We start from the raw sequence: 20,890 nt of genomic DNA on the forward strand, positions 1-20,890 counted from the left end.
AATATAGCATACAAATTTTAAGATTTTGTAAAGACAATGGATACTGATCCTTTAAGAATCTTTTCGATATGCTTTTTCTGTCTTAATGCTTGATATTTCTCAGCAATCGGTTCACCTTCAGTATAATGTACGGTCAGTTCATAATCGTCATTGCCTTTTTTCGTTTCTTTTAAAGTCACGTCTTCAACAAAGCTAGTTTGTGAAATATTTAAAGCATTCACAAATTTAATAATGCCACCTAGTGCTTGAATTGTTTCAATTTCCTTATTACTGAACCAATCTGTTTCTTTACAATAGAACTTAAGTAAAGATTTATTTTTAAAACTTGCTAAAAGGGCGAGTTTAACGCGATCTTTATGTGTATAACCATTAATCATTGAGTTCGCGATAATATAATACGTATGTGGAGAACTTGAATCTGAATCAATAAATTTACCTAAATAATAAATATAGGTCGCTTCTTCAAAGAGACGTTGCTCTGTGTCATTAATCTTTAAATCACCTAAATCAAGTAATTGTTTTAATAAAGATTGTGCTAATTTTAGACGACCTTGTGAGCTATGTTCTTCGATGTGATAATCATGGGCTAAGAAATAAATCGATTCTTTACGCACATTATTTTTGTCAAATACATCTGGATAGCGTGAGCGAATTTGTTTAATAATATAACCTTCACGTAAGCCATTTCTTGAAAATGTGAATTGCTTCGCATCTATTTTTTTATAAAGTGTCTTAAATACTGACACCGCTGGAAGAATAATATCTGCACGATCGCGACTTAATCCATCTAGGTTATTTAACTCATCACGTGAACTTTTACGTATAACGTTGTACACTTCATCAATATCTTTATCTGACATTGTATAATTGTGTACACCACTTATAGGATAAGCGTGTTCGGATTGATGAATACGTGCTACGTTACGTGCAGAACCACCGACGCCGACTAATGCAACATCTTGATCTTTAAGCCAATCTAATGTACTAAATTGTTGAGATAGAAATTTCTCCATATCTTTGATCGCGCCTTTATCATTGTGATCTTTGCCATCAAAGAATTTATGTTTTAATGTTACTACACCGAAAGGAAAACTGTGTGATTCAAATAATTCTTTATCCTTAAATAAAGTAACTTCAGTTGAACCGCCACCGATGTCTACAGATACGCCATTTTCAATTTCCGTAGTATGAGTAATAGCATAATAACCATAATATGCTTCGTCTTTTTCAGGGATAATTGAAATTTCAATATCAAGTTCATCTTTTACTTTTTTAACAATGTCATCCTTATTCTCAGATTGACGAATTGCTGCTGTTGCGATAGGATGTAATTCTTTTACTTTAAATTTTTCAGATACAGATTTAAAACTGCGTAATGCTTCAATGAGTACTTTAATACCTTCTTGACTCATTTTATTTTCTTTTGTCAAATATTGACTCAAGCGAGCAGGCGTTTTAATGTTGAGCAATTCATTTAATCCTGCCTCTTTGCTAAATTTAAAGATAACTAATCTAATCGTATTCGAGCCAATATCTATTAATCCTATACGTTCTTCCATCATGGCCTCCTAAGTCTTTCAATACTTCCTATTATAGTTTTATTTTACATGAATTTTATTAATAGAAAAAGATACGAATCATATTTACATTTCTTTGGATATAGAAAAGAATTCAATTGTAAAACGATTTCATTTTTAGTATCACGTTTAATCTGAACTATTTAGTGGAAGAATAAGGTTGTATTAGAAAACAAGTTCACTAGGAGTGTGACAAGATGAGACGTTTAGAAAATAAAATTGCAGTCATCACAGGTGCAAGTACAGGTATTGGACAAGCATCGGCAAAAGTGTTAGCGCAAGAAGGAGCACATGTCTTAGCACTTGATATTTCAGATGAATTAGAAAAAACTGTAGATGACATTAATCAAGAGGGCGGTAAAGCGACAGCTTATAAAGTTGATATCTCTCAAGATCAACAAGTGAAAGATTTTGCTGATAAAGTTAAACAAGACTATGGTCACATTGACATTATCTTCAACAATGCAGGTGTAGATAATGGGGCAGGACGTATTCATGAATATCCAGTTGAAGTATTTGATAAAATTATGTCTGTCGATATGAGAGGTACATTCTTAGTAACGAAATTCTTATTACCATTAATGTTGGATAATGGAGGTTCAATCATTAATACAGCTTCATTCTCAGGACAAGCAGCAGACTTGTATCGTTCTGGTTATAATGCCGCTAAAGGTGGCGTCATTAATTTCACTAAATCGATTGCGATTGAATATGGCCGTGAAAATATTCGTGCGAACGCGATTGCACCAGGTACTATTGAAACACCGCTTGTAGATCATTTAGCTGGTACGTCTGAAGACGAAGCGGGTAAAACATTCCGCGATAATCAGAAATGGGTCACTCCACTTGGTCGTTTAGGACAACCTGAAGAAGTAGGTAAATTGGTTGCTTTCCTAGCATCAGATGATAGTTCATTTATTACAGGTGAAACGATTCGTATTGATGGTGGTGTGATGGCATACACTTGGCCTGGTGAAATGTTAAGTGAAGATAAATGGAAACATTCTGTAGAATAAATCATAGTGGATATATTAGCGTTTAAGTGTGAGAGAAGGCTTCAGTATGAGGCTGTCTCTCGCTTTTTATGTATTTAGATAAATAATTCTATTTTATAAAAATGGTATAATATTGTCGTCGTCTTTCCTTTAGACGGTAGTACGTTTAAAGGAGGTGAAGTTATGACGTTAATATTTGTACTCGTTATTGCACCTATATTAAATAGGTGGCTCAATATATTGTTTGATTATTGGTTTGAACAATATAAGAATAAAAAAGACGGCAGATAATCCAATACACAAAGAACCCCTAGTCTAGGGCAATAGACTAGGGGTTCGCATCGTTATGACGTTAATACTCGTTAATGTGATATTAACATAAGTAGATGTAACATTTCAATATTCAAATTACCATTTAATTTGATTATACGTTTGGTCATTTAAAGAACGTACAATTTCAGTGATTAATCGTACTGAATTTTCATAATCATCTGTATGAAGAACAGATACATTTGAGTGCATATAGCGTAATGCCACACCAATAGCAATTGTTGGAATACCATCGTTAGCAACATGGATACTACCAGCATCTGTACCACCGCGTGGTGTAGTATCCCATTGAACCGTAATATAATGTTTTTTTGCCACTTCTTTAATATGTTGACGTAAGCCTTGATGTGCCACATTTGAAGCATCCATTAAAATAATTACTGGGCCGTCACCAATGGCTGTATCACTACCATATTGTGCCATTCCAGGTGTATCGTATGCGACCGCAACGTCGACTGCGATAGCTAAATCGGGGTTGATTTTATTTGCTGCGACTTTAGCGCCACGTAAACCAACTTCTTCTTGTACAGTGCCACCTGCATATAAATTAATACCGATCGATTCATCTTTAAGATTGTTAAGTACGTCAATAGCAAGTGCACAACCGTATCGATTATCAAATGCTTTGGCAGTTAAATATTTACCATTTGCAAGTTGTTCAAACTCACTATAAGGTGTAATCATATTTCCAATTTCAATACCGTATTGTTCAGCATCTGCTTTACTTCTAACACCAATATCAATAAACATATCTTTGATATCGATAGACTTTTTACGTGCTTCTGGTTCAAGTACATGTGGAGGTTTAGAACCAATAATACCTCGTATTTCTTTACCATCGTCAGTCGTGATGGTTACTTTTTGAGATAACATCACTTGGCTCCACCAACCGCCAATAGGTTGGAATTTAATAAACCCATTATTGTCAATTTTAGTGACGATGAATCCAATTTCATCTAAATGACCAGCTAACATTAATGATTTAGATCCCGTTTTACTTTCCTTTTTACCGAAGATACCACCCAAACCATCTTCGATAATCTCATCACTAATAGGTGTTAAATAGTCTCGCATTTTTTCTTTAACTTGGTATTCATAACCAGCGATACCATTAACATCTGTTAATGTTTTTAGTAATTCGATAGATTCTTTCATACATTGAGTCCTCCTAAAAACGTTGTTAAGTGTATTGTAGCATGGATAAAATGAATTTTATGAACAATAGTTTATCATATCTATGCAAATTAAATGTATCCCATTCATAGTTGGTAAGTGATATAATTTGTTTAAAATTAAAGATGGGGAAGTAGATGAGCATAATGAAAAAAGTCTTAACATTATTTGGGTTGTCAGTGTTAAGTGTTTGTATATTAGGGGCTTGTAGTCAATCACGTTCAAAAACATACGAAGGTGAGATTGATGGTAAGCATGTTCTTACAACATTAACTTATAAAAAAAATAAAGTGATTAAACAATCAACTGTCAGTACTTTAAAATATGATGATCTGGGAATGTCTAAACAAGAAGGTGAAAAATCTTTTAAAGACTATCGTCCATTAAAAGGGGAAAAGGGCGTAACATATACGCTAAGTAGTAGGCATCAAAAAATAGTTGAAAACATAGATATTGATTATAACAAAGCAAACTTAAAAGATGTTAGTCGTTACTTTGCATTAGCACATTATTCTAAAAACTATAAAAAAGTGACAATGGATGGTACGGTCAAAGAACTTAAAAAAATTGGATTCAAGAAAAAAAGCAATATGAATGAAGAATAATAAAAAAGTGAGACAACCTTTCGATGATATAGATTGTCTCACTTTTTTGTTGACTATTGAATAAGTTTTAATTTATAACTTGCGATATCTTCAATATGTCCATTTTTTCTTTTAATCACAATATGATCTTCTGTAATTTCATTTGGACTTTTAACACCTATTGCAGCTGCAACATTAAATAATCCCTCGTGTAAACTCGTCACATAGTTTGTGACACGATATTGCTTTTCTTCAACAATTAAAGCCTTTTCTTTTTTAGGATCCGTTGTTGCGACGCCAACTGGGCAAGTATTTAAATGACATTGTTGGCTCATAATGCAACCAATGCTGATCATCATACCTCTTGCAATATTACATAAATCAGCACCAAGTCCAAGTGCAATGGCTATTTTATCTGGTGTAATAAGTTTTCCAGATGCGAATATCTTCATATATTTGCGTGCATCATAACGTTCTAAAACACCAGTAACGATTGGAAGGGCAGTAAAAAGTGGGAGGCCAACACCATCTTGTAATTCTTGGAAAGTTGCCCCTGTTCCACCTTCACCACCATCAACAGTAATAAAGTTTGGATAAATATCTAGGTTAATCATTTCTTGAACAAGGGCTTCAACTTCATCAACTCTGCTTACCACAATTTTAAAGCCCACAGGTTTCTGACCGAGTTTTTGCAACTTAGCTACAAATTCTAATAACTCTTTTGGATTATTAATGAAATCGAAGCGGTTAGGTGAGTTGATTGTCTTATAGGGTTCGATATTACGAATTTTAGCAATTTCTTCTGTAACTTTATTGCCCTCCATATGACCACCACGTGTCTTAGCACCTTGTGCAAGCTTAATTTCAAATGCTTTAACTTCTTTATGGTTTGCCACATTTAAGAAAGCTTCTTCACTAAAACCACCGTCTTTATCTCTCACGCCGAATAAACCTGGTCCAATTTGATAAATAATATCGCAGCCACCTTTAAGATGATATTCAGATAATCCACCTTCCCCTGTATTCATCCATGTGCCAGCACGTGCAAGTCCTTGAGATAATGCAGTAATCGCGCGCCCACCTAATGAGCCATAACTCATACCAGATTGGCCTACTAAACGTTTGACTTTAAAGGGATGTGCTAATTCTTCGCCTATAATAACTGCATGATCATCTGATAAATAATAAGGATCGATGTGTTTATTCTCACGATGTTCTTCACGCTTAAACAATCGTTCATTATCGATTGAATAAATAAATGTTGAAATCATTGAATGGTTATCAATTTGAAGTTCTGACTTTTGTAATGGAAACATAGCGTTTCGAATATAAAAGCCTTCTTCATAGTTTTTTTCTGTACCAAAACTAGTCATTCTTGAATGATATTTACCTGCTAAAACGATATCAGTATATTGATTTCTTGAAAATGGTTTTCCTTCGGTATCATTTGCAAATAAATATTGACGTAATTCTGGTCCTATTTTCTCTGAAAAGTAACGTACTCTGCCTAATACAGGAAAGTTACGTAACACACTATGTTGTTCTTGTCTTTTATCTTTGAATAAAAGATATAACCCAACCATTAATATAGAAAGTAACACCATAATAATAAGAATATTAACTATAAATTGCATGACAGTAAGTAAAGTTGTCATGCCCATCCCCCCTCAATTCTCTTTATACTGTAAATCTTACATCAAAAAATTTTATTTACAAATATAAATAAATAGATTTAATATTTATCTTTAAATATCAAATTGTGGAAAAGTTAGAATCTCTTATGACAATAATGTTTTTAAATGATAAAGTACTATATGCGTAGATCGTTGAGGTGATATATGAAAAAAGAAAAAGATGTGATCACACAAGTGGTATCAAAAAATCGATGGAGTAGTCCTAAAATAATAAAAAAGGATTTTCTACTCATTCCTTTATTTATCTTTTTCCAAATTTTAACGCCTATTATTATTGTTTTTGGCGTATTAGGTGTGACGGCTATGGTTACCCAACAACCACCGCCATCTTATTTATATAATGTGATGCTAAGTCTAAGTTTTGTGATTGCCCAATTTATTGTGTTAGGATTATTTTTCACATTACATAAGTTTTATATTGCGAATGTTGTACGACGACAATATCGTATTGCGATTCATCAGTATTTGAAATTTATGATCATCATCGTAATGGTTAGTGTGATGTTATATTATGGTTTTAATGCATTGGCACACATATTACCGCATCCTTTTGGCTATGTAGACACACAAGCACAACGTCGTTTAGAAGGATTGTTTATTCATCCAAGTGCACTGATATTCACTTTTATTTCAGTAGTATTATTACGCCCCTTAATTGATGAGTTACTATTTCGTCATCTATTGATTCATGAATTAGGTAAAAAATTTAATCTTTTAGTAATGATGATTGTTAGTGTCTTAATAGAAACTATTGTCCAAGTATATGATTTAATTTCAATATTGGAAGCCATACCTTACATGATTATTTCAATAGGTGCAATGATTGTATATATGAAAAGTGGGAAAAATTTAGCAGCGTCCTATCTTTATCATAGTACTGTACAACTCATCATATTTATTATTACAATGATTGATAAGCTTGTTTAAATAGAAAGAATAGGAGAGTTATATGACTTCGGAACATAATGATACATACTACCAAACCTCAGAGCAGCGACCGATAAGAAATGAATTTGATTCAAAACGTATTGTTAAACGTGATTTTTGGCTCATACCTACATATTTAGTCATGAATATTGTTTTTCCGTTGATTCTTACATTTATTGTGATGGGAATAATTTCAGGCATCACAGGAGGTCATATATCGGAAAGTAAGTTTACAAAATATTATTTAGGATATGCCCAAGTCTTTACGTTAATTGGTCAATGTCTTGTATTAGTAGTCTTTTATTTAATGCATCGCAAAACCATTATTCCTATTGCCATCTCACGATTCAAAGCTTTAAAAAAACATATTCCACTCATTATCATTGTGATGGTGGCCCTTTATTTGTTGCAAGGCGCATATGGTTATTTAATGGAATTTTTACCGAAACAATATCAGTTTGATGATACAGAAAATAACAAAATGATTATTAAAATGTTTGAAATCAATTGGCTTTGGCCTGTTTTATTTTTAGATATTGTGATTATTACACCTTTTGTAGAAGAATTATTATTTAGACATTTGTTAATTCATGAGTTAGGTAAAAAATTAACGTATGGTGTGATGTATGTCGTGTCAGTGCTCGGATTTGCAGGATTACATATGACAAGTGCATCATCACCATTTGAAGTTGGTCCTTATTTAATTATGGCTACAGGATTTGTTGTGGCATATCACTTAAGTGGTCGAAATTTAGCGATGACGATTACCCTTCATATGATAAATAATTTTATTTCTTTTATAGCGATTATTATGAGTATCATTTGGGGTTAAGAGTAAGAGGTAGAGTCATTGAAATTCAAAAAATAGTAACATTGAATTTCATTACTTTGCCTCTTTTTTTGTTATGATAAAAAAGAATATGTCATCTCATTAAAGAGTAAAGATAAGGAGGAAACGCTTGTGTTATTAGAAGTAAAACATCTGACCTACAAAGCAGATCAACGAACGATACTCAATAATATTAATTTTAAATTAGATCAAGGTGAAACCGTTGCAGTGGTTGGTCCTTCTGGAAGCGGAAAAAGTACATTCTTAAAGCAACTCAACAATTTAATTAGTCCGACTGAAGGAGAATTGTTATTTAAAGGAAAACCATATGATGAGTACAGTCCTGAAGAATTACGTTCTAAAATTAGTTACATGATGCAACAAAGTGAATTATTTGGAACGACAGTAGAAGATAATATGGCTTTCCCAGCATTAACGCATCATGATCAATTTGATGAAGATAAAGCGAATGATTTACTTAATAAAGTCGGCTTGTCAAACTATAGTCTAGATTCAAAAGTAAAACATATGTCTGGTGGAGAACGTCAACGTATTGCTATTGCACGCCAGTTAATGTATCAACCAGAAATATTACTTCTAGATGAATCAACGAGTGCACTTGATACGCAAAATAAAGAAAAAATTGAAGATATTATCTTTAAATTAGCAGATGAAGGCGTCGCTATATTATGGATTACGCATAGTAATGATCAAAGTATGAGAAATTTCCAAAGAAGAATTACTATTAAAGATGGTCAGATTACAAATGAGGAGGTGTTAAGTCATAATGAGTAATACAGCGCTTTGTTTAACAGCATTATTATTATTAATTCCTATTATTATTTCATATAAAGAAGGCTTACATATTATCAAAGATTTAGTCGTCGCTTCGATTAGAGCGGTGGTTCAATTATTAATTTTAGGATTGATATTAGAATATATTTTTAAAATTGATCAAGTATGGATATTATTGATTGCAGTATTAGTCATTATTATTAACGCTTCTTGGAATACAATTCATCGTGCATCGCCTGTTATGCATCATGTGTTTTGGATTTCTTTTGTTTCTATATTTATATCAACAGCAATTCCGTTAGTATGTGCAGTGCTTGCTGGTGCTATCGATTTTAAAGCAAATGATGTCATTCCTATCGGTGGTATGCTTGCAAATAATGGTTTAATTGCCATTAATTTGGCATATCAAAATTTAGATCGTGCGTTCGTTCGAGATGTAGATGATATTGAATCTAAGTTAACATTAGCAGCAACGCCAAAGCTTGCGTCTAAAGGGGCGATTCGTGAAAGTATTCGTTTAGCGATTGTTCCAACAATTGATTCTGTAAAAACATATGGATTAGTGTCTATTCCGGGTATGATGACAGGATTAATTATTGGAGGTATGGCACCATTACAAGCCATCAAATTCCAATTACTTGTTGTGTTTATTCATACTACTGCAACGATTATGTCTGCATTGATTGCAACGTATTTAAGTTATGGTCAATTCTTTAATGCACGTCATCAACTCGTAGCACGTACAACGAATATAAAAGACAATAACTAAATCTCAATGACATATTTTTTCGCACAAAAATTTAAAAAATTATTATATAATGAAACAGTTACGAATGATAAAGGTTACCATTGCGTAACTGTTTTTTTATACCAAAATATATAAAGAAAGGAGTTCTATGCATGTCTGTCATGCGAGTGGCAACCTTCATTATTAGTGTGTTTATCGTCGGTATGGTTGAGATGATGGTTGCAGGAATTATGAATTTAATGAGTGGAGATCTCGGTGTCTCTGAAGCGATTATTGGTCAGCTTGTGACTTTATATGCATTAACATTTGCTATTTGTGGCCCCATACTTGTTAAGCTTACGAATCGCTTTGCAGTACGACCGGTCTTATTATGGACACTCGTTGCATTTATCATTGGAAATGCCATGATTGCGGTGGCGCCTAACTTTACTATTTTAGTGATTGGACGTATCTTATCTTCAGCAGCCGCGTCACTCATTATCGTTAAAGTCTTAGCTTTAACAGCGATGTTAACGATACCTAAAAACAGAGGAAAAATGATTGGTGTCGTTTATACTGGATTTAGTGGGGCTAACGTATTTGGCGTCCCGATCGGTACGATGATTGGGGATGCAATAGGTTGGAGATTTACGTTCTTATTTATTATTATTGTGAGTGTGATCGCCGGTGTACTGATGATGGTGTATTTACCATCAACATCAGAATTAAATCAAGTTCAACGTCAATGGGGTTCAACTTCAAATAAACAGCTAAATACATCTAAAATTTTAAGACCGGTGGAGGTAGTCAAATATTTAGCAATTACTTTTTTAATTTTAGTAGCAAATTCTGTGACATTTGTTTATATTAATCCTCTTATTTTGAATCATGGTCATCAAATGGGATTTGTATCATTGGCGTTATTAGTGAATGGGATTGCAGGAGTGATTGGTACGTCGTTAGGTGGCATATTAGCAGATAAACTTAGCAGTAAACGTTGGCTAATCATTGCCTTTTCTATTTTTATAGTTATGATGTTGATAATGAATCTTATTTTGCATACTGTTACCCTATTATTAATTGGATTGTTTATATGGAATATTGTACAGTGGAGTACCAACCCAGCAATTCAAAGTGGTATAATTGAACACGTTGAAGGTGATACGAGTCAAGTGATGAGTTGGAATATGTCGAGTCTGAATGCGGGAATAGGATTTGGGGGCATTATTGGAGGACTCGTTGTTTCAAATATCTCTGTTCAAGCAGTCACGATTGTGAGCGCGATGGTTGGAGCTATGGGTCTTATTATTGTCATAAGTTTAAAAAATATGTCTTATATAAAAAATTAAGTAGGAAGTGGAACAGAATTCATTTTGAATTCATTGTTCCGCTTCTTTTTATTTATATATATAACAATAAGGTGTTTGAGGAGAATAAGATGGCCACGGCATAGTGTGGTATGTCGCAAAATAGATTAAATCATCTATCATGTGTTTACTGAGATGACGTTCATGTTCTAATGAGTTCACACCATGCGCTTTTAAAATCTCTAATTTTCCAAACCAAAACACTAAATCTAAAATATGATAAGCAGATTGAAACGGTGATGCATTAGAAAGGCACCAGTCAAAACGTAATTTCCAACAATGGAGATTGTTGTCAAGTTGATTTAAAAATGAAATTGCAGGTGTTTCAAAATAATGCGTTGTCACCATACGGGCTTGGTCTTTACCAGTTTGAGCTTGAGAAATGTGAAGGTGTATATCATTTAATGTCATGACTTCCACAAAGCGCTCAGGTGATAATTTTCTAGATTCATTGCGAATATAAATATTGCCTTCCTCTTTCGTAGTACCTATAACAACCGGTTTAGTAAATTGAGAAAGGGGACAAGACATGTTTGACTCTTGAATAGGTGCATAAATCAATTCAAGACCTTTTGATTTTCCGCGTGATGCTTCATCATAAGCCATTAATGATAATATCTCTAAAGTTGTTAAATGAGTCATTCTTTTTTTAGGAAAATAGGTATCTTTCAGATAGGCAAAATGGGCTGCTTTCTTTTGTCCTAATAAATGAGAATCAAGACGTAGCGTTCCACTTAATAACATCACTTGATGATAGTATTTATCTAATTCTGGTCGTTGCATTAATGCCATAATACTCATACTACCAGCAGACTGTCCCATTAATGTTATATTGTTTGAATTTCCACCGAAATATTTAATAAACGTATGTATCCATTTGAGTGCATTAATTTGATCAGACAAACCATTGTTTTTATTATAATCGCTATTGAAGTAAGACCAGTCTAAAAATCCTAAAGCACCTAAACGATAATTAAACGTAATGACAATGACATCATGTTGTTCAACAATATGTTCAGGTGTATAAAGTTCCTGAGAACCATGTCCGTTCACAAAGCCACCACCATAAAAATAGATAATGACAGGCTTATTGTTATATTGATTATTTTGACACCAAATATTTAAATATAAACAGTCTTCACTTTGATTAAATAATTGAGCATGTGATGAGAAGAAGGTTTCGAGTTTGTTGTAGGGTTGTGGTGGTATAGATTTAAACGATGTTGCTTCAATGGTCTTATTCCAAGTTTTTAAGCATTTCGAGTGTTTAAATCGATGTTCATTGATAGGTTGATTAGCATAAGGAATCCCGAGAAAGTAATTAATTTTCTTTTTAGTATAGCCTTTAATATCTCCGCCATGTGTTTTAATTAAGGTCAACAGTATCATCTCCATACTTATCTTATATCTAATATAACATTAAAAAAAACGTCTGAAGCAAGTTGAGACTATTCTCTAACTTGTTTCAGACGTTTGAATGATTATTCGTTACCTTTAGCAGCTGCTTCCGCTTCTTCTGGCGAACCATCTTTCATTTTTTTATTGATTTTCTTAGCACGTTTGAAGTAAATACTATTGAAGTGACTTGAAGAACCAATTTTATAAAAAATGAGGGACAACACAATAATAGCAATAAAGTCATATGGGTAGTGAATCCAGTTCATACCTTTAAATTCTTTACTACCTATAAATGACATAGCAGCTAATAAAATAAGATAGACAATAATCCATAAGCTACCGCCAATTTGCTTTTTAGTATTTTTCCAATTCATTTTATATTCATAGAAGAAGTAAATTGGTAAACCTAAAATAATAATTAAAATAACTTCTGCTGTAGTAGGCCACATTGCCCAATAAATGGCCAATGATGCTAATACGAATGATAAAGGTGCCATGATTTTTAATAATTTACCACGGAAGGGACGATGCAATTTAGGCCCCATTTTACGTAACGCAATAACGGTAGTAGGACCTGTAAGATAGGCTACTAATGTTGCAGTTGAAATAACAGCTGCAAGTACCCCCCAATCGCGGAATAACGTTACCATGATCATACTCATGACAGCATTAAATGCAATCGCAACACGTGGAATATTATATTTTGAATTAATTTTTCCTAAGAATTTAGGAATATGACCATTTTTTTCCATAGCGCTTAATACGCGACCAGTAATGGCTACAAATGATACACCAGTACCAAATGGAGATACTACGGCTTCAATATAAAGTAAAATGGCTAACCAATTAATACTTAATAAAATTGCCATGTCTGCAAATGGTGAATTAAAGTTAATACCGTGCCAACCATGTGAATGAATCATTGATTGTGGCATTGAAGTGATAAATGTACTTTGTAAGATAATATATAAAATTGCACTTAATATTAGTGAAATGCCGATACCACGTGCAATGTTTTTCTCAGGATTTTTAATTTCTGAGCCCATATTAATGATCGTTTGGAATGCATTAAATGAGAAGATAATACCTGATGTTGTTGTTGCTGCAAAGATAGGAGCACTACCATATGGCATAAATGTATTCAAGGAATGACCATAGTTTCCTGCATCAAACCCTGAGATCGTTAACATAATAATTGTTAGGAGTGGCACCCCTAATTTAAATACAGAAATTAAACTTGTAAATGAGGTTAATAATTTTACAGACCAATAATTTAATAATGAAAAGACAATGATGATAATGTAAACAACAAATAAACCAACTGTACTTATAGAACCATTATGCATCAATGCCTGAGTTGGCTTAGCCCAGTCCCAAGGCCAAGAGCTGATATATTGGACTGCAGATACTGCTTCAATTGGAATAATCGTTACGAGTGAGACCCAATTTGCCCATGCAGCAATGAAGCCAAGTAATGAACCATGTGTATATTGAGCATAGTTACTCATGCCACCAGATTGTGGAAACATTGTTCCTATTTCAATATAGTTATAAGAAATCGTTCCAATAACTATGAAGCCTATGACCCATGAGATAATGGCTGCTGGTCCAGCAACTGAAGATGCTTCCCAAGCTCCAAAGAGCCAACCAGAACCAATTAACGAACCTAAACCGAGTAACACGAGTTGCGTCAAGCTAATTTTATTATCGTTTTTATTCTTTCCCATAAATACTCCTTTTAATTTATTTTATTTTTTATAAAAAAAACACGATATAATTATACGCTTATCATTTAATTAGTCAAACTAAATATTTAAGAGATTTCAAAATATTATTAAAAGGAGTTTATTAAATTTTTTCTATAATATAATGATGATAATGTTATGAAAAAGTATGTAGTGAAACCGATGTAGAAAGGGAATAAATGATAAATAAAAATAGAGATGATAGGCATAGAATCTTATGATTTGAAATAATACAAAAAACCCTGTAAAGAAGTTTTCTTTACAGGGTTAAAACATTTAATTAATATTTTTGGTCACCATTTAATTTAACTAGGATTTTAGCTTGTGATTTATCATTAACTAATTGATTGAATCCTGATTCAACGATGTCAGCTAATTCAATTTTATCTGTGACAACGCTCTTAACATCTAAGCTGCCATTTGCGATTAAATCAATTGTTTGTTGGAATGTTGTTGGTGTATAAGCAATAGTAGACGTTAATTTAACACCAGAGTTTGTCAATAACATTGGATCAAAGTTAACTTCGTGTGCAAAGATTGAAACAATGACAACACTACCTCTTGGGCGTGTTACTTTTACAGATTGTGCTAATGTTACGCCAACACCAGCTACTTCAAAGGTTACATCTACACCGTTTTCAGTATGTTCGTTTACGAATTCTAATGGGTCAGTATTACCAGAGTTTACAACGTGAGTTGCGCCCACTTCTTTAGCTTTAGCTAAACGTTCTTCTGATAAATCAAATACAAAGATTTTACTAGCACCAGCTGCTTTAGCTGCAACGACTGTTAATAAACCAATTGGACCTGCACCAAAGATAGCCACTGTATCACCAAATAATAAGTTACCTTCTTTAACAGCTTGCACTGCTACTGCTGTTGGTTCAACTAATGCACCTTCTTGAGCAGACACATTTTCAGGTAAGTGATACACATTGTCTTCAGGTGCATTAGTAAATTCAGCGAAACCACCATCTGAACCCAATCCGATGAATGTATACCCATCATATAAATCTAAATTTTCTTCTTTTTCACGTGCAGAAACAGTTGGGTTTACAACGACACGGTCACCTTTTTTATATTTTGTAACGTCTTTCCCCACTTCTTCAACGATACCTGAGAATTCATGTCCTAAAGTTACAGGTGCTTTTTGACCTAAGAATGGATCAGGTTTGTCAGTTGAAATAAATACTGGACCTTCTAAATATTCGTGTAAGTCAGTACCACAAATACCAGCCCAAGATACTTTAACTTTTACTTCGTTATCTTTTAATTCTTTTGGTTCACGATCTTCAACGCGAACATCTTTTTGACCATACCATACTGCTGCTTTCATGATATATAACATCCCTTTCATAATAAAAAACACTTTGTAATTATAGATTAATACGAGGAACTCAGAAATTCAAATATATATAAATGAATTGTTAAACACTTTAGAAAAATTTGACAATTTTTCGAACTTTAATTGTAGACAATATAAAAAAGTTGGAATGTACTATTTACAAAGAATAGTTGTATATAAGTAATGTTAAATTTAAAAACTTAAAAAAATAATTAGGTAAAAAAATTAATTATTACATATAAATAATGTTTCAAAAAATTATAAAGGGTATATAAGTATAGGTGGTGGAATTTTAACGATTTCTATTAAAATGCAATTTTTTAAAACTTTATTACGCAATGGCCATATGGTTCTTGATTGAGACAATCAAAAATAGAATACTTTGGCTTTTTTGTATTTAAAATTTTCCATCATTAATACGATAGAAGGGGACATCCTATGACGCTTAGTATAAAGAACCTTACTAAAATTTATTCTGGAAATAAGAAAGCAGTCGATAATATTTCTTTAAATATTGAAGCTGGAGAATTTGTTGCATTTATTGGAACAAGTGGTAGTGGTAAAACAACAGCATTAAGAATGATTAATCGCATGATTGAACCTACAGAGGGTTCAATTGAAATGAATGGTAAAGATGTACGTAACATGAATCCAGTAGAATTACGTCGTAGTATTGGATACGTGATTCAACAAATTGGATTAATGCCACATATGACTATCAGAGAAAATATTGTGCTCGTTCCAAAACTTTTAAAATGGTCTAAAGAAAAGAAAGATGCTAAAGCAAAAGAGTTGATTAAATTAGTCGATTTACCTGAGGATTACTTAGATCGTTATCCGTCTGAACTGTCGGGTGGACAACAACAACGTATTGGTGTAGTTAGAGCGCTTGCAGCAGAACAAGACATTATTTTGATGGACGAACCGTTCGGTGCATTAGATCCTATAACTAGAGATACGTTACAAGATTTAGTTAAAGATTTACAAAAAAAGTTAGGAAAAACGTTTATTTTTGTAACTCATGATATGGATGAAGCGATTAAGCTAGCAGACAAAATTTGTATTATGTCGAAAGGCCAGATCGTTCAATATGATACACCGGACAATGTTTTAAGATATCCAGCAAATGATTTTGTTAGAGAATTTATTGGACAAAATAGACTGATTCAAGATCGACCAAACATGAGAACGGTTGAAGATGCAATGATCAAACCAATTACTATTCAAGCTGACGATTCTCTTAATGATGCAGTCAATATTATGAGAACCCATCGTATAGACACTATTTTTGTAGTGAATAATAAACATCGTCTTTTAGGGTTTTTAGATATTGAAGATATAAATCAAGGATTACGTCAAGGTAAAGAATTAATTGATACGATGCAGCGTGATGTTTATAAAGTACATATCGATTCAAAACTACAAGATTCAGTGCGAACTATTTTAAAGCGTAATGTACGTAATGTGCCTGTAGTAGATGATCATGATACATTAATTGGACTGATTACACGAGCAAACTTAGTAGATATTGTGTATGACTCCATTTGGGGTGAAGAGAATGAAACGAGTCACTCTTCTAAAACCTATTCAAATGAAGTTGAGCGAGAGAATGAACGTCAAAATGAAACACAACAACGTTTAACAACACAAGGTACACAACGTTATCATGAAGATATTATGAACGGAACAGATAGAGAACATACCCATAATACGGATGATACGGGAGTGGATCGTTAATGAGAGACTTTTTTGCACAATACGGAGAAGAACTCGTATCGAAAACGATAGAACATTTCTATATTTCTATTATTTCGTTACTTATTGCTATTGTCGTAGCTGTACCACTTGGTATTTTATTATCAAAAACAAAACGTACGGCGAATGTTGTATTGACTATTGCAGGTGTACTTCAAACGGTACCAACACTTGCCATTTTAGCGCTTATGATTCCAATTTTTGGTGTAGGTAAGACACCAGCAATTGTAGCTTTATTTATCTATGTATTATTACCTATCTTAAATAATACAGTATTAGGAGTTCAAAATATTGATAAAAACATTATTGAAGCTGGAACAAGTATGGGGATGACAAAACTTCAATTAATGAAAGATGTGGAATTACCCCTTGCCTTACCATTAATTATTAGTGGTATACGTCTTGCAAGTGTATATGTCATTAGCTGGGCTACACTTGCGAGTTATATTGGTGCAGGTGGTTTAGGTGATTTAGTATTTAATGGCTTAACTCTCTATGAACCACCAATGATTATTAGTGCTACAATTTTAGTGACTTGCTTGGCACTGATTGTGGATTTCTTATTATCTTTAGTTGAAAAATGGGCTGTACCTAAAGGTCTTAAAGTATCTAGATAGTTTAAAAGGGAGGAATGAACAGCTATGAAAGATATTAAATATATATTTATCGTTCTTGCATTGTCTCTCGTAGTATTATCTGGATGCGGCTTACCCGGTTTAGGTGACAGTAATTCGAAAGACAGTGTGAAAATTACAGCGACTGAAAGTAGTGAAACCAAAATAGTAGCAAATATTGAGAAATTAATGATTGAACATTATACAAATGGAGATATCAAACCAATCATTATTGGAAATTTAGGTTCAAGTATTGTTCAACATAATGCACTTATGCGTGGAGATGCTAATATGTCAGCGGTGCGTTTTACAGGAACAGAGTTAACCAGTGTACTCGATGCACCCCCAACTAGAGATGCGAATAAAGCCATGGATGAGTCACAGCGATTATTTAAAAAGAAATATGATCAAAAATATTATCATTCACTTGGCTTTGAAAACACGTATGCGTTTATGGTAACAAAAGAAACTGCTGATAAATATCACTTAGAAAAAGTATCAGACTTAGAAAAATATAAAGATCAGTTACGCTTGGGTATGGATACGCAATGGATGAATCGTGCCGGAGATGGATACCCAGCTTTCCAAAAAGAGTATGGCTTTAAGTTCAAAAGTGCACGTCCAATGCAAATTGGTTTAGTGTATGATGCACTTAAAAACAAAAAATTAGATATTGCCGTTGGTTACTCCACAGACGGACGTATTGCGGCATATAATTTGAAAATCTTAAAAGATGACCGTAACTTTTTCCCTCCATATGATGGCAGTCCATTAGCCACAGAAGAATTAATTAAAGACCATCCAGAGATTGATAAAGCTTTAACAAAATTAGAAAATACAATAAGTACAAAAGAAATGCAAAAACTGAATTATGAAGCAGATGGAAAAGGAAAAGAACCAGCCGTCATTGCAGAAGAATTTATTAAAAAACATAACTATTTTGAAGATAAGAAAGGTGGTCAATAACAGTGAAAGGGAATGTGTTAAGTTCGCTTTATGAATATTACACTTTGAATTTTGGCTATCTGATGGAACTCTTTTTTAAACATTTATTGATGTCTATATATGGAGTATTGTTTGCATGTATTATTGGCATTCCAATTGGTATTTTAATTGCACGTTATTCAAAAATAGCATGGCCAGTGATTACTATTGCTAATATTATTCAAACCGTGCCAGCTATTGCAATGCTTGCCATACTTATGTTGGCGTTAGGACTCGGTCCATCAACAGTTGTATTTGCAGTATTTTTATATGCCTTGCTACCGATCATAAAAAACACCTACACAGGTATTACAGAAGTTGACTACAATATTAAAGACGCAGGTAAAGGTATGGGAATGACCAATAACCAAGTTATGCGTATGATTGAGCTTCCACTATCGCTATCTGTAATCATCGGTGGTATTCGTATTGCACTTGTTGTAGCAATAGGAATTGTTGCTATTGGTTCATTTATTGGTGCACCGACGCTAGGAGACATTATTATTCGTGGAACGAATTCTACTGATGGTACAGTCTTTATTCTTGCAGGTGCGATTCCAATTGCATTAATTGCGATTTTAATTGATATTGGTCTACGTTTATTAGAGAAAAAATTAGATCCCACACATCGTTCTAGTAAACAAGTACAAAGTTTAAGATAAATTAAAAGCGTTGCTTAGACGATGACTAAGTTGTTACTTAGTTCGTCAGCAACGCTTTTTTTATTAGAATAATAGTGAAGCAAGTGGTGGTACGATTACAACAATAATCACACCTACAATTACTACTGCAATACTTCCCATTGATTCTTCTGTTTCTCCTAGTTCTTTAGCAGCGGCAACACCAAGTGTGTGTCCACTTGTACCAAGAGCTAAACCACGTGCAATTGGATTTGAAATTTTAAACATTTTTACAATTTTTCCACCTAATGCTGAAATAACGACAGCGTTAAGGATAACTGCTAATGATGTTAATTCTTTTACACCACCGATACCGTCAGATACTGGTAAGGCAATCGCAGTTGTTGCAGCTTGAGGTAACATAGACGCACTAATTTGATCACCTAAGTGGAATAATGTTGCAACTAAATAGATTAAGATTAAAGCTACTAGTGTACCCACAGCAATACCACCAAAAATTTGTAACCAATACTTTCTAAGTACTTGACGTTTTTTATAAAGTGGAATCGCGAAACTAATTGTTGCAGCTTCTAAGAAGAAGTTGATAATATCTCCACCAATTTTATAGTTATCATAACTAATACCTGTTACTTTTAAAAAGACAATTCCTGCCACCATCGCTACAAATAAAGGTGCCAGTAGGAAAAAGCCATTTGTTTTTTTATAGAAATATTGTGCAATAATATATGGAATTAATGAGACTAAAATACCAAAATAAGGTGTTGTAATACCTAAGTGATCAGCCATTAGTTTTCCTCCTTAAGTCGTGTTTTTTCATTTTGTTCTTCAGTAGGGAATAATGTTTTTGTTACAAATAATTGTGATACATAGCCCACACTGACTAATAATAATAATGTTGAAATAATAATTAATAGAATAATTAAAATTGGATGTTGACTTAAAAGTGGTAACGAATTAATAACTGATACACCGGCTGGTACGAATAAGAAGCCGATATTATTTGTTAGAGCGGTTCCCACACCCTCTACTTGACGTAATTTTACGACTCCTGAACTTAATAAAATAAATAATAATACGAGTCCGATTACCGATGCAGGCATTGGAAACGGAATAAATGATTCAATAATTTTTGAAACAAATAATACAGCAACAATAGTTAATACTTGGATAAAGAAATTGAAAGTTTTACCTGCTTTCTTATTTCCTTGAGTATTAGCGGTAGTTGAATTGTTTTTCGCCATATTGATACTCTCCCTCTTTTTCTTTTCTCTTGATGTTAGTATAAAATGAAACCGCTTTCTTGAGTTAGATTTAGAAGTGAGTTACGAAAATTAATAGGTGAGTTGCAGTATTTTCCAGTTGAAAATCAGAAAGTGTTTATAGAACAATAAATGAACTATGATGGCATTA

At 33.2% G+C, this 20,890-nt stretch carries 19 protein-coding genes; 11 read left to right on the forward strand and 8 right to left on the reverse strand.

What is annotated here, in order from left to right:
• Positions 1 to 17 precede the first annotated feature (17 nt).
• Complete coding sequence (ppx, locus tag MHI13_RS02170) at positions 18 to 1,559, reverse strand: exopolyphosphatase (RefSeq protein WP_070547884.1); 1,542 nt, start codon at positions 1,557 to 1,559, stop codon at positions 18 to 20.
• A 215-nt stretch (positions 1,560 to 1,774) separates the two neighbouring features.
• On the opposite strand from ppx, the gene MHI13_RS02175 reads away from it, so the two are divergent.
• The gene (locus MHI13_RS02175; RefSeq protein ID WP_019834997.1) at positions 1,775 to 2,593 is read left to right on the forward strand and encodes an SDR family oxidoreductase; all 819 of its coding nucleotides are present in this window, start codon (positions 1,775 to 1,777) and stop codon (positions 2,591 to 2,593) included.
• 387 nt (positions 2,594 to 2,980) lie between these two features.
• Here the strand turns inward: MHI13_RS02175 and MHI13_RS02180 are convergent, their stop codons facing one another.
• Positions 2,981 to 4,057 (reverse strand): M42 family metallopeptidase, encoded by a 1,077-nt coding sequence (locus MHI13_RS02180; protein WP_017175008.1) that lies wholly within the window; start codon positions 4,055 to 4,057, stop codon positions 2,981 to 2,983.
• Positions 4,058 to 4,212: 155 nt separating this feature from the next.
• On the opposite strand from MHI13_RS02180, the gene MHI13_RS02185 reads away from it, so the two are divergent.
• A complete protein-coding gene (locus MHI13_RS02185; protein ID WP_445684211.1) occupies positions 4,213 to 4,680 on the forward strand; it encodes a DUF1307 domain-containing protein in 468 nt (155 codons plus the stop codon).
• A 53-nt stretch (positions 4,681 to 4,733) separates the two neighbouring features.
• On the opposite strand, the gene MHI13_RS02190 is transcribed toward MHI13_RS02185, so the two are convergent.
• Positions 4,734 to 6,314 carry an FMN-binding glutamate synthase family protein gene (locus tag MHI13_RS02190; protein WP_070547887.1) on the reverse strand — a complete coding sequence of 527 codons (1,581 nt, stop codon included), beginning with the start codon at positions 6,312 to 6,314 and terminating at the stop codon, positions 4,734 to 4,736.
• A gap of 183 nt (positions 6,315 to 6,497) precedes the next feature.
• Between MHI13_RS02190 and lnsB the strand changes: the two genes are divergently transcribed.
• The 5 genes from lnsB to MHI13_RS02215 all read left to right on the forward strand — a co-directional run bounded on the left by lnsB (position 6,498) and on the right by MHI13_RS02215 (position 10,980).
• Entirely contained in the window at positions 6,498 to 7,280 is a 783-nt protein-coding gene (gene lnsB, locus MHI13_RS02195; protein ID WP_070547889.1) for a CPBP family lipoprotein N-acylation protein LnsB, read from the forward strand.
• 22 nt (positions 7,281 to 7,302) lie between these two features.
• The gene (locus tag MHI13_RS02200) at positions 7,303 to 8,112 is read left to right on the forward strand and encodes a CPBP family intramembrane glutamic endopeptidase (protein ID WP_048678923.1); all 810 of its coding nucleotides are present in this window, start codon (positions 7,303 to 7,305) and stop codon (positions 8,110 to 8,112) included.
• Positions 8,113 to 8,241: 129 nt separating this feature from the next.
• Entirely contained in the window at positions 8,242 to 8,904 is a 663-nt protein-coding gene (locus MHI13_RS02205; RefSeq protein ID WP_017175003.1) for an ABC transporter ATP-binding protein, read from the forward strand.
• Positions 8,897 to 9,673, forward strand: a complete 777-nt coding sequence (locus MHI13_RS02210; RefSeq protein ID WP_017175002.1) for an ABC transporter permease — start codon at positions 8,897 to 8,899, stop codon at positions 9,671 to 9,673. Before MHI13_RS02205 ends, MHI13_RS02210 begins: the two co-directional genes overlap by 8 nt.
• Before the next feature lie 131 nt (positions 9,674 to 9,804).
• The gene (locus MHI13_RS02215; protein WP_048682568.1) at positions 9,805 to 10,980 is read left to right on the forward strand and encodes an MFS transporter; all 1,176 of its coding nucleotides are present in this window, start codon (positions 9,805 to 9,807) and stop codon (positions 10,978 to 10,980) included.
• A gap of 48 nt (positions 10,981 to 11,028) precedes the next feature.
• On the opposite strand, the gene MHI13_RS02220 is transcribed toward MHI13_RS02215, so the two are convergent.
• The 3 genes from MHI13_RS02220 to MHI13_RS02230 form a co-directional block, all read right to left on the reverse strand.
• The gene (locus MHI13_RS02220) at positions 11,029 to 12,378 is read right to left on the reverse strand and encodes a carboxylesterase family protein (protein WP_145423078.1); all 1,350 of its coding nucleotides are present in this window, start codon (positions 12,376 to 12,378) and stop codon (positions 11,029 to 11,031) included.
• 101 nt (positions 12,379 to 12,479) lie between these two features.
• On the reverse strand, positions 12,480 to 14,123 hold the full coding sequence (locus MHI13_RS02225) for an APC family permease (protein ID WP_048762191.1): 1,644 nt from the start codon (positions 14,121 to 14,123) through the stop codon (positions 12,480 to 12,482).
• Positions 14,124 to 14,421: 298 nt separating this feature from the next.
• The gene (locus tag MHI13_RS02230; protein WP_029376761.1) at positions 14,422 to 15,477 is read right to left on the reverse strand and encodes a 2,3-butanediol dehydrogenase; all 1,056 of its coding nucleotides are present in this window, start codon (positions 15,475 to 15,477) and stop codon (positions 14,422 to 14,424) included.
• 447 nt (positions 15,478 to 15,924) lie between these two features.
• Here MHI13_RS02230 and MHI13_RS02235 point away from each other — a divergent pair, with 447 nt between their 5' ends.
• Genes MHI13_RS02235 through MHI13_RS02250 form a run of 4 tightly spaced genes read left to right on the forward strand, consistent with a single transcriptional unit; the run spans position 15,925 to position 19,501 of the window.
• Positions 15,925 to 17,223: a betaine/proline/choline family ABC transporter ATP-binding protein gene (locus MHI13_RS02235; RefSeq protein WP_017174997.1), complete on the forward strand. Its 1,299-nt coding sequence runs from the start codon at positions 15,925 to 15,927 to the stop codon at positions 17,221 to 17,223.
• Positions 17,223 to 17,858 carry an ABC transporter permease gene (locus MHI13_RS02240; protein WP_017174996.1) on the forward strand — a complete coding sequence of 212 codons (636 nt, stop codon included), beginning with the start codon at positions 17,223 to 17,225 and terminating at the stop codon, positions 17,856 to 17,858. Before MHI13_RS02235 ends, MHI13_RS02240 begins: the two co-directional genes overlap by 1 nt.
• Positions 17,859 to 17,882: 24 nt before the next feature.
• Positions 17,883 to 18,821 carry an osmoprotectant ABC transporter substrate-binding protein gene (locus MHI13_RS02245; protein ID WP_017174995.1) on the forward strand — a complete coding sequence of 313 codons (939 nt, stop codon included), beginning with the start codon at positions 17,883 to 17,885 and terminating at the stop codon, positions 18,819 to 18,821.
• 2 nt (positions 18,822 to 18,823) lie between these two features.
• Entirely contained in the window at positions 18,824 to 19,501 is a 678-nt protein-coding gene (locus MHI13_RS02250; RefSeq protein WP_002448417.1) for an ABC transporter permease, read from the forward strand.
• 63 nt (positions 19,502 to 19,564) lie between these two features.
• Here MHI13_RS02250 and lrgB read toward each other — a convergent pair whose 3' ends face one another.
• Positions 19,565 to 20,266, reverse strand: coding sequence for an antiholin-like protein LrgB (lrgB, locus tag MHI13_RS02255; RefSeq protein WP_002448343.1), 702 nt, complete (start codon positions 20,264 to 20,266; stop codon positions 19,565 to 19,567).
• On the reverse strand, positions 20,266 to 20,721 hold the full coding sequence (lrgA, locus tag MHI13_RS02260) for an antiholin-like murein hydrolase modulator LrgA (protein ID WP_340760989.1): 456 nt from the start codon (positions 20,719 to 20,721) through the stop codon (positions 20,266 to 20,268). The genes lrgB and lrgA overlap by 1 nt, the downstream gene beginning before the upstream one ends.
• Positions 20,722 to 20,890: the final 169 nt, after the last annotated feature.

Source organism: Staphylococcus sp. FSL K6-0223, assembly GCF_038008285.1.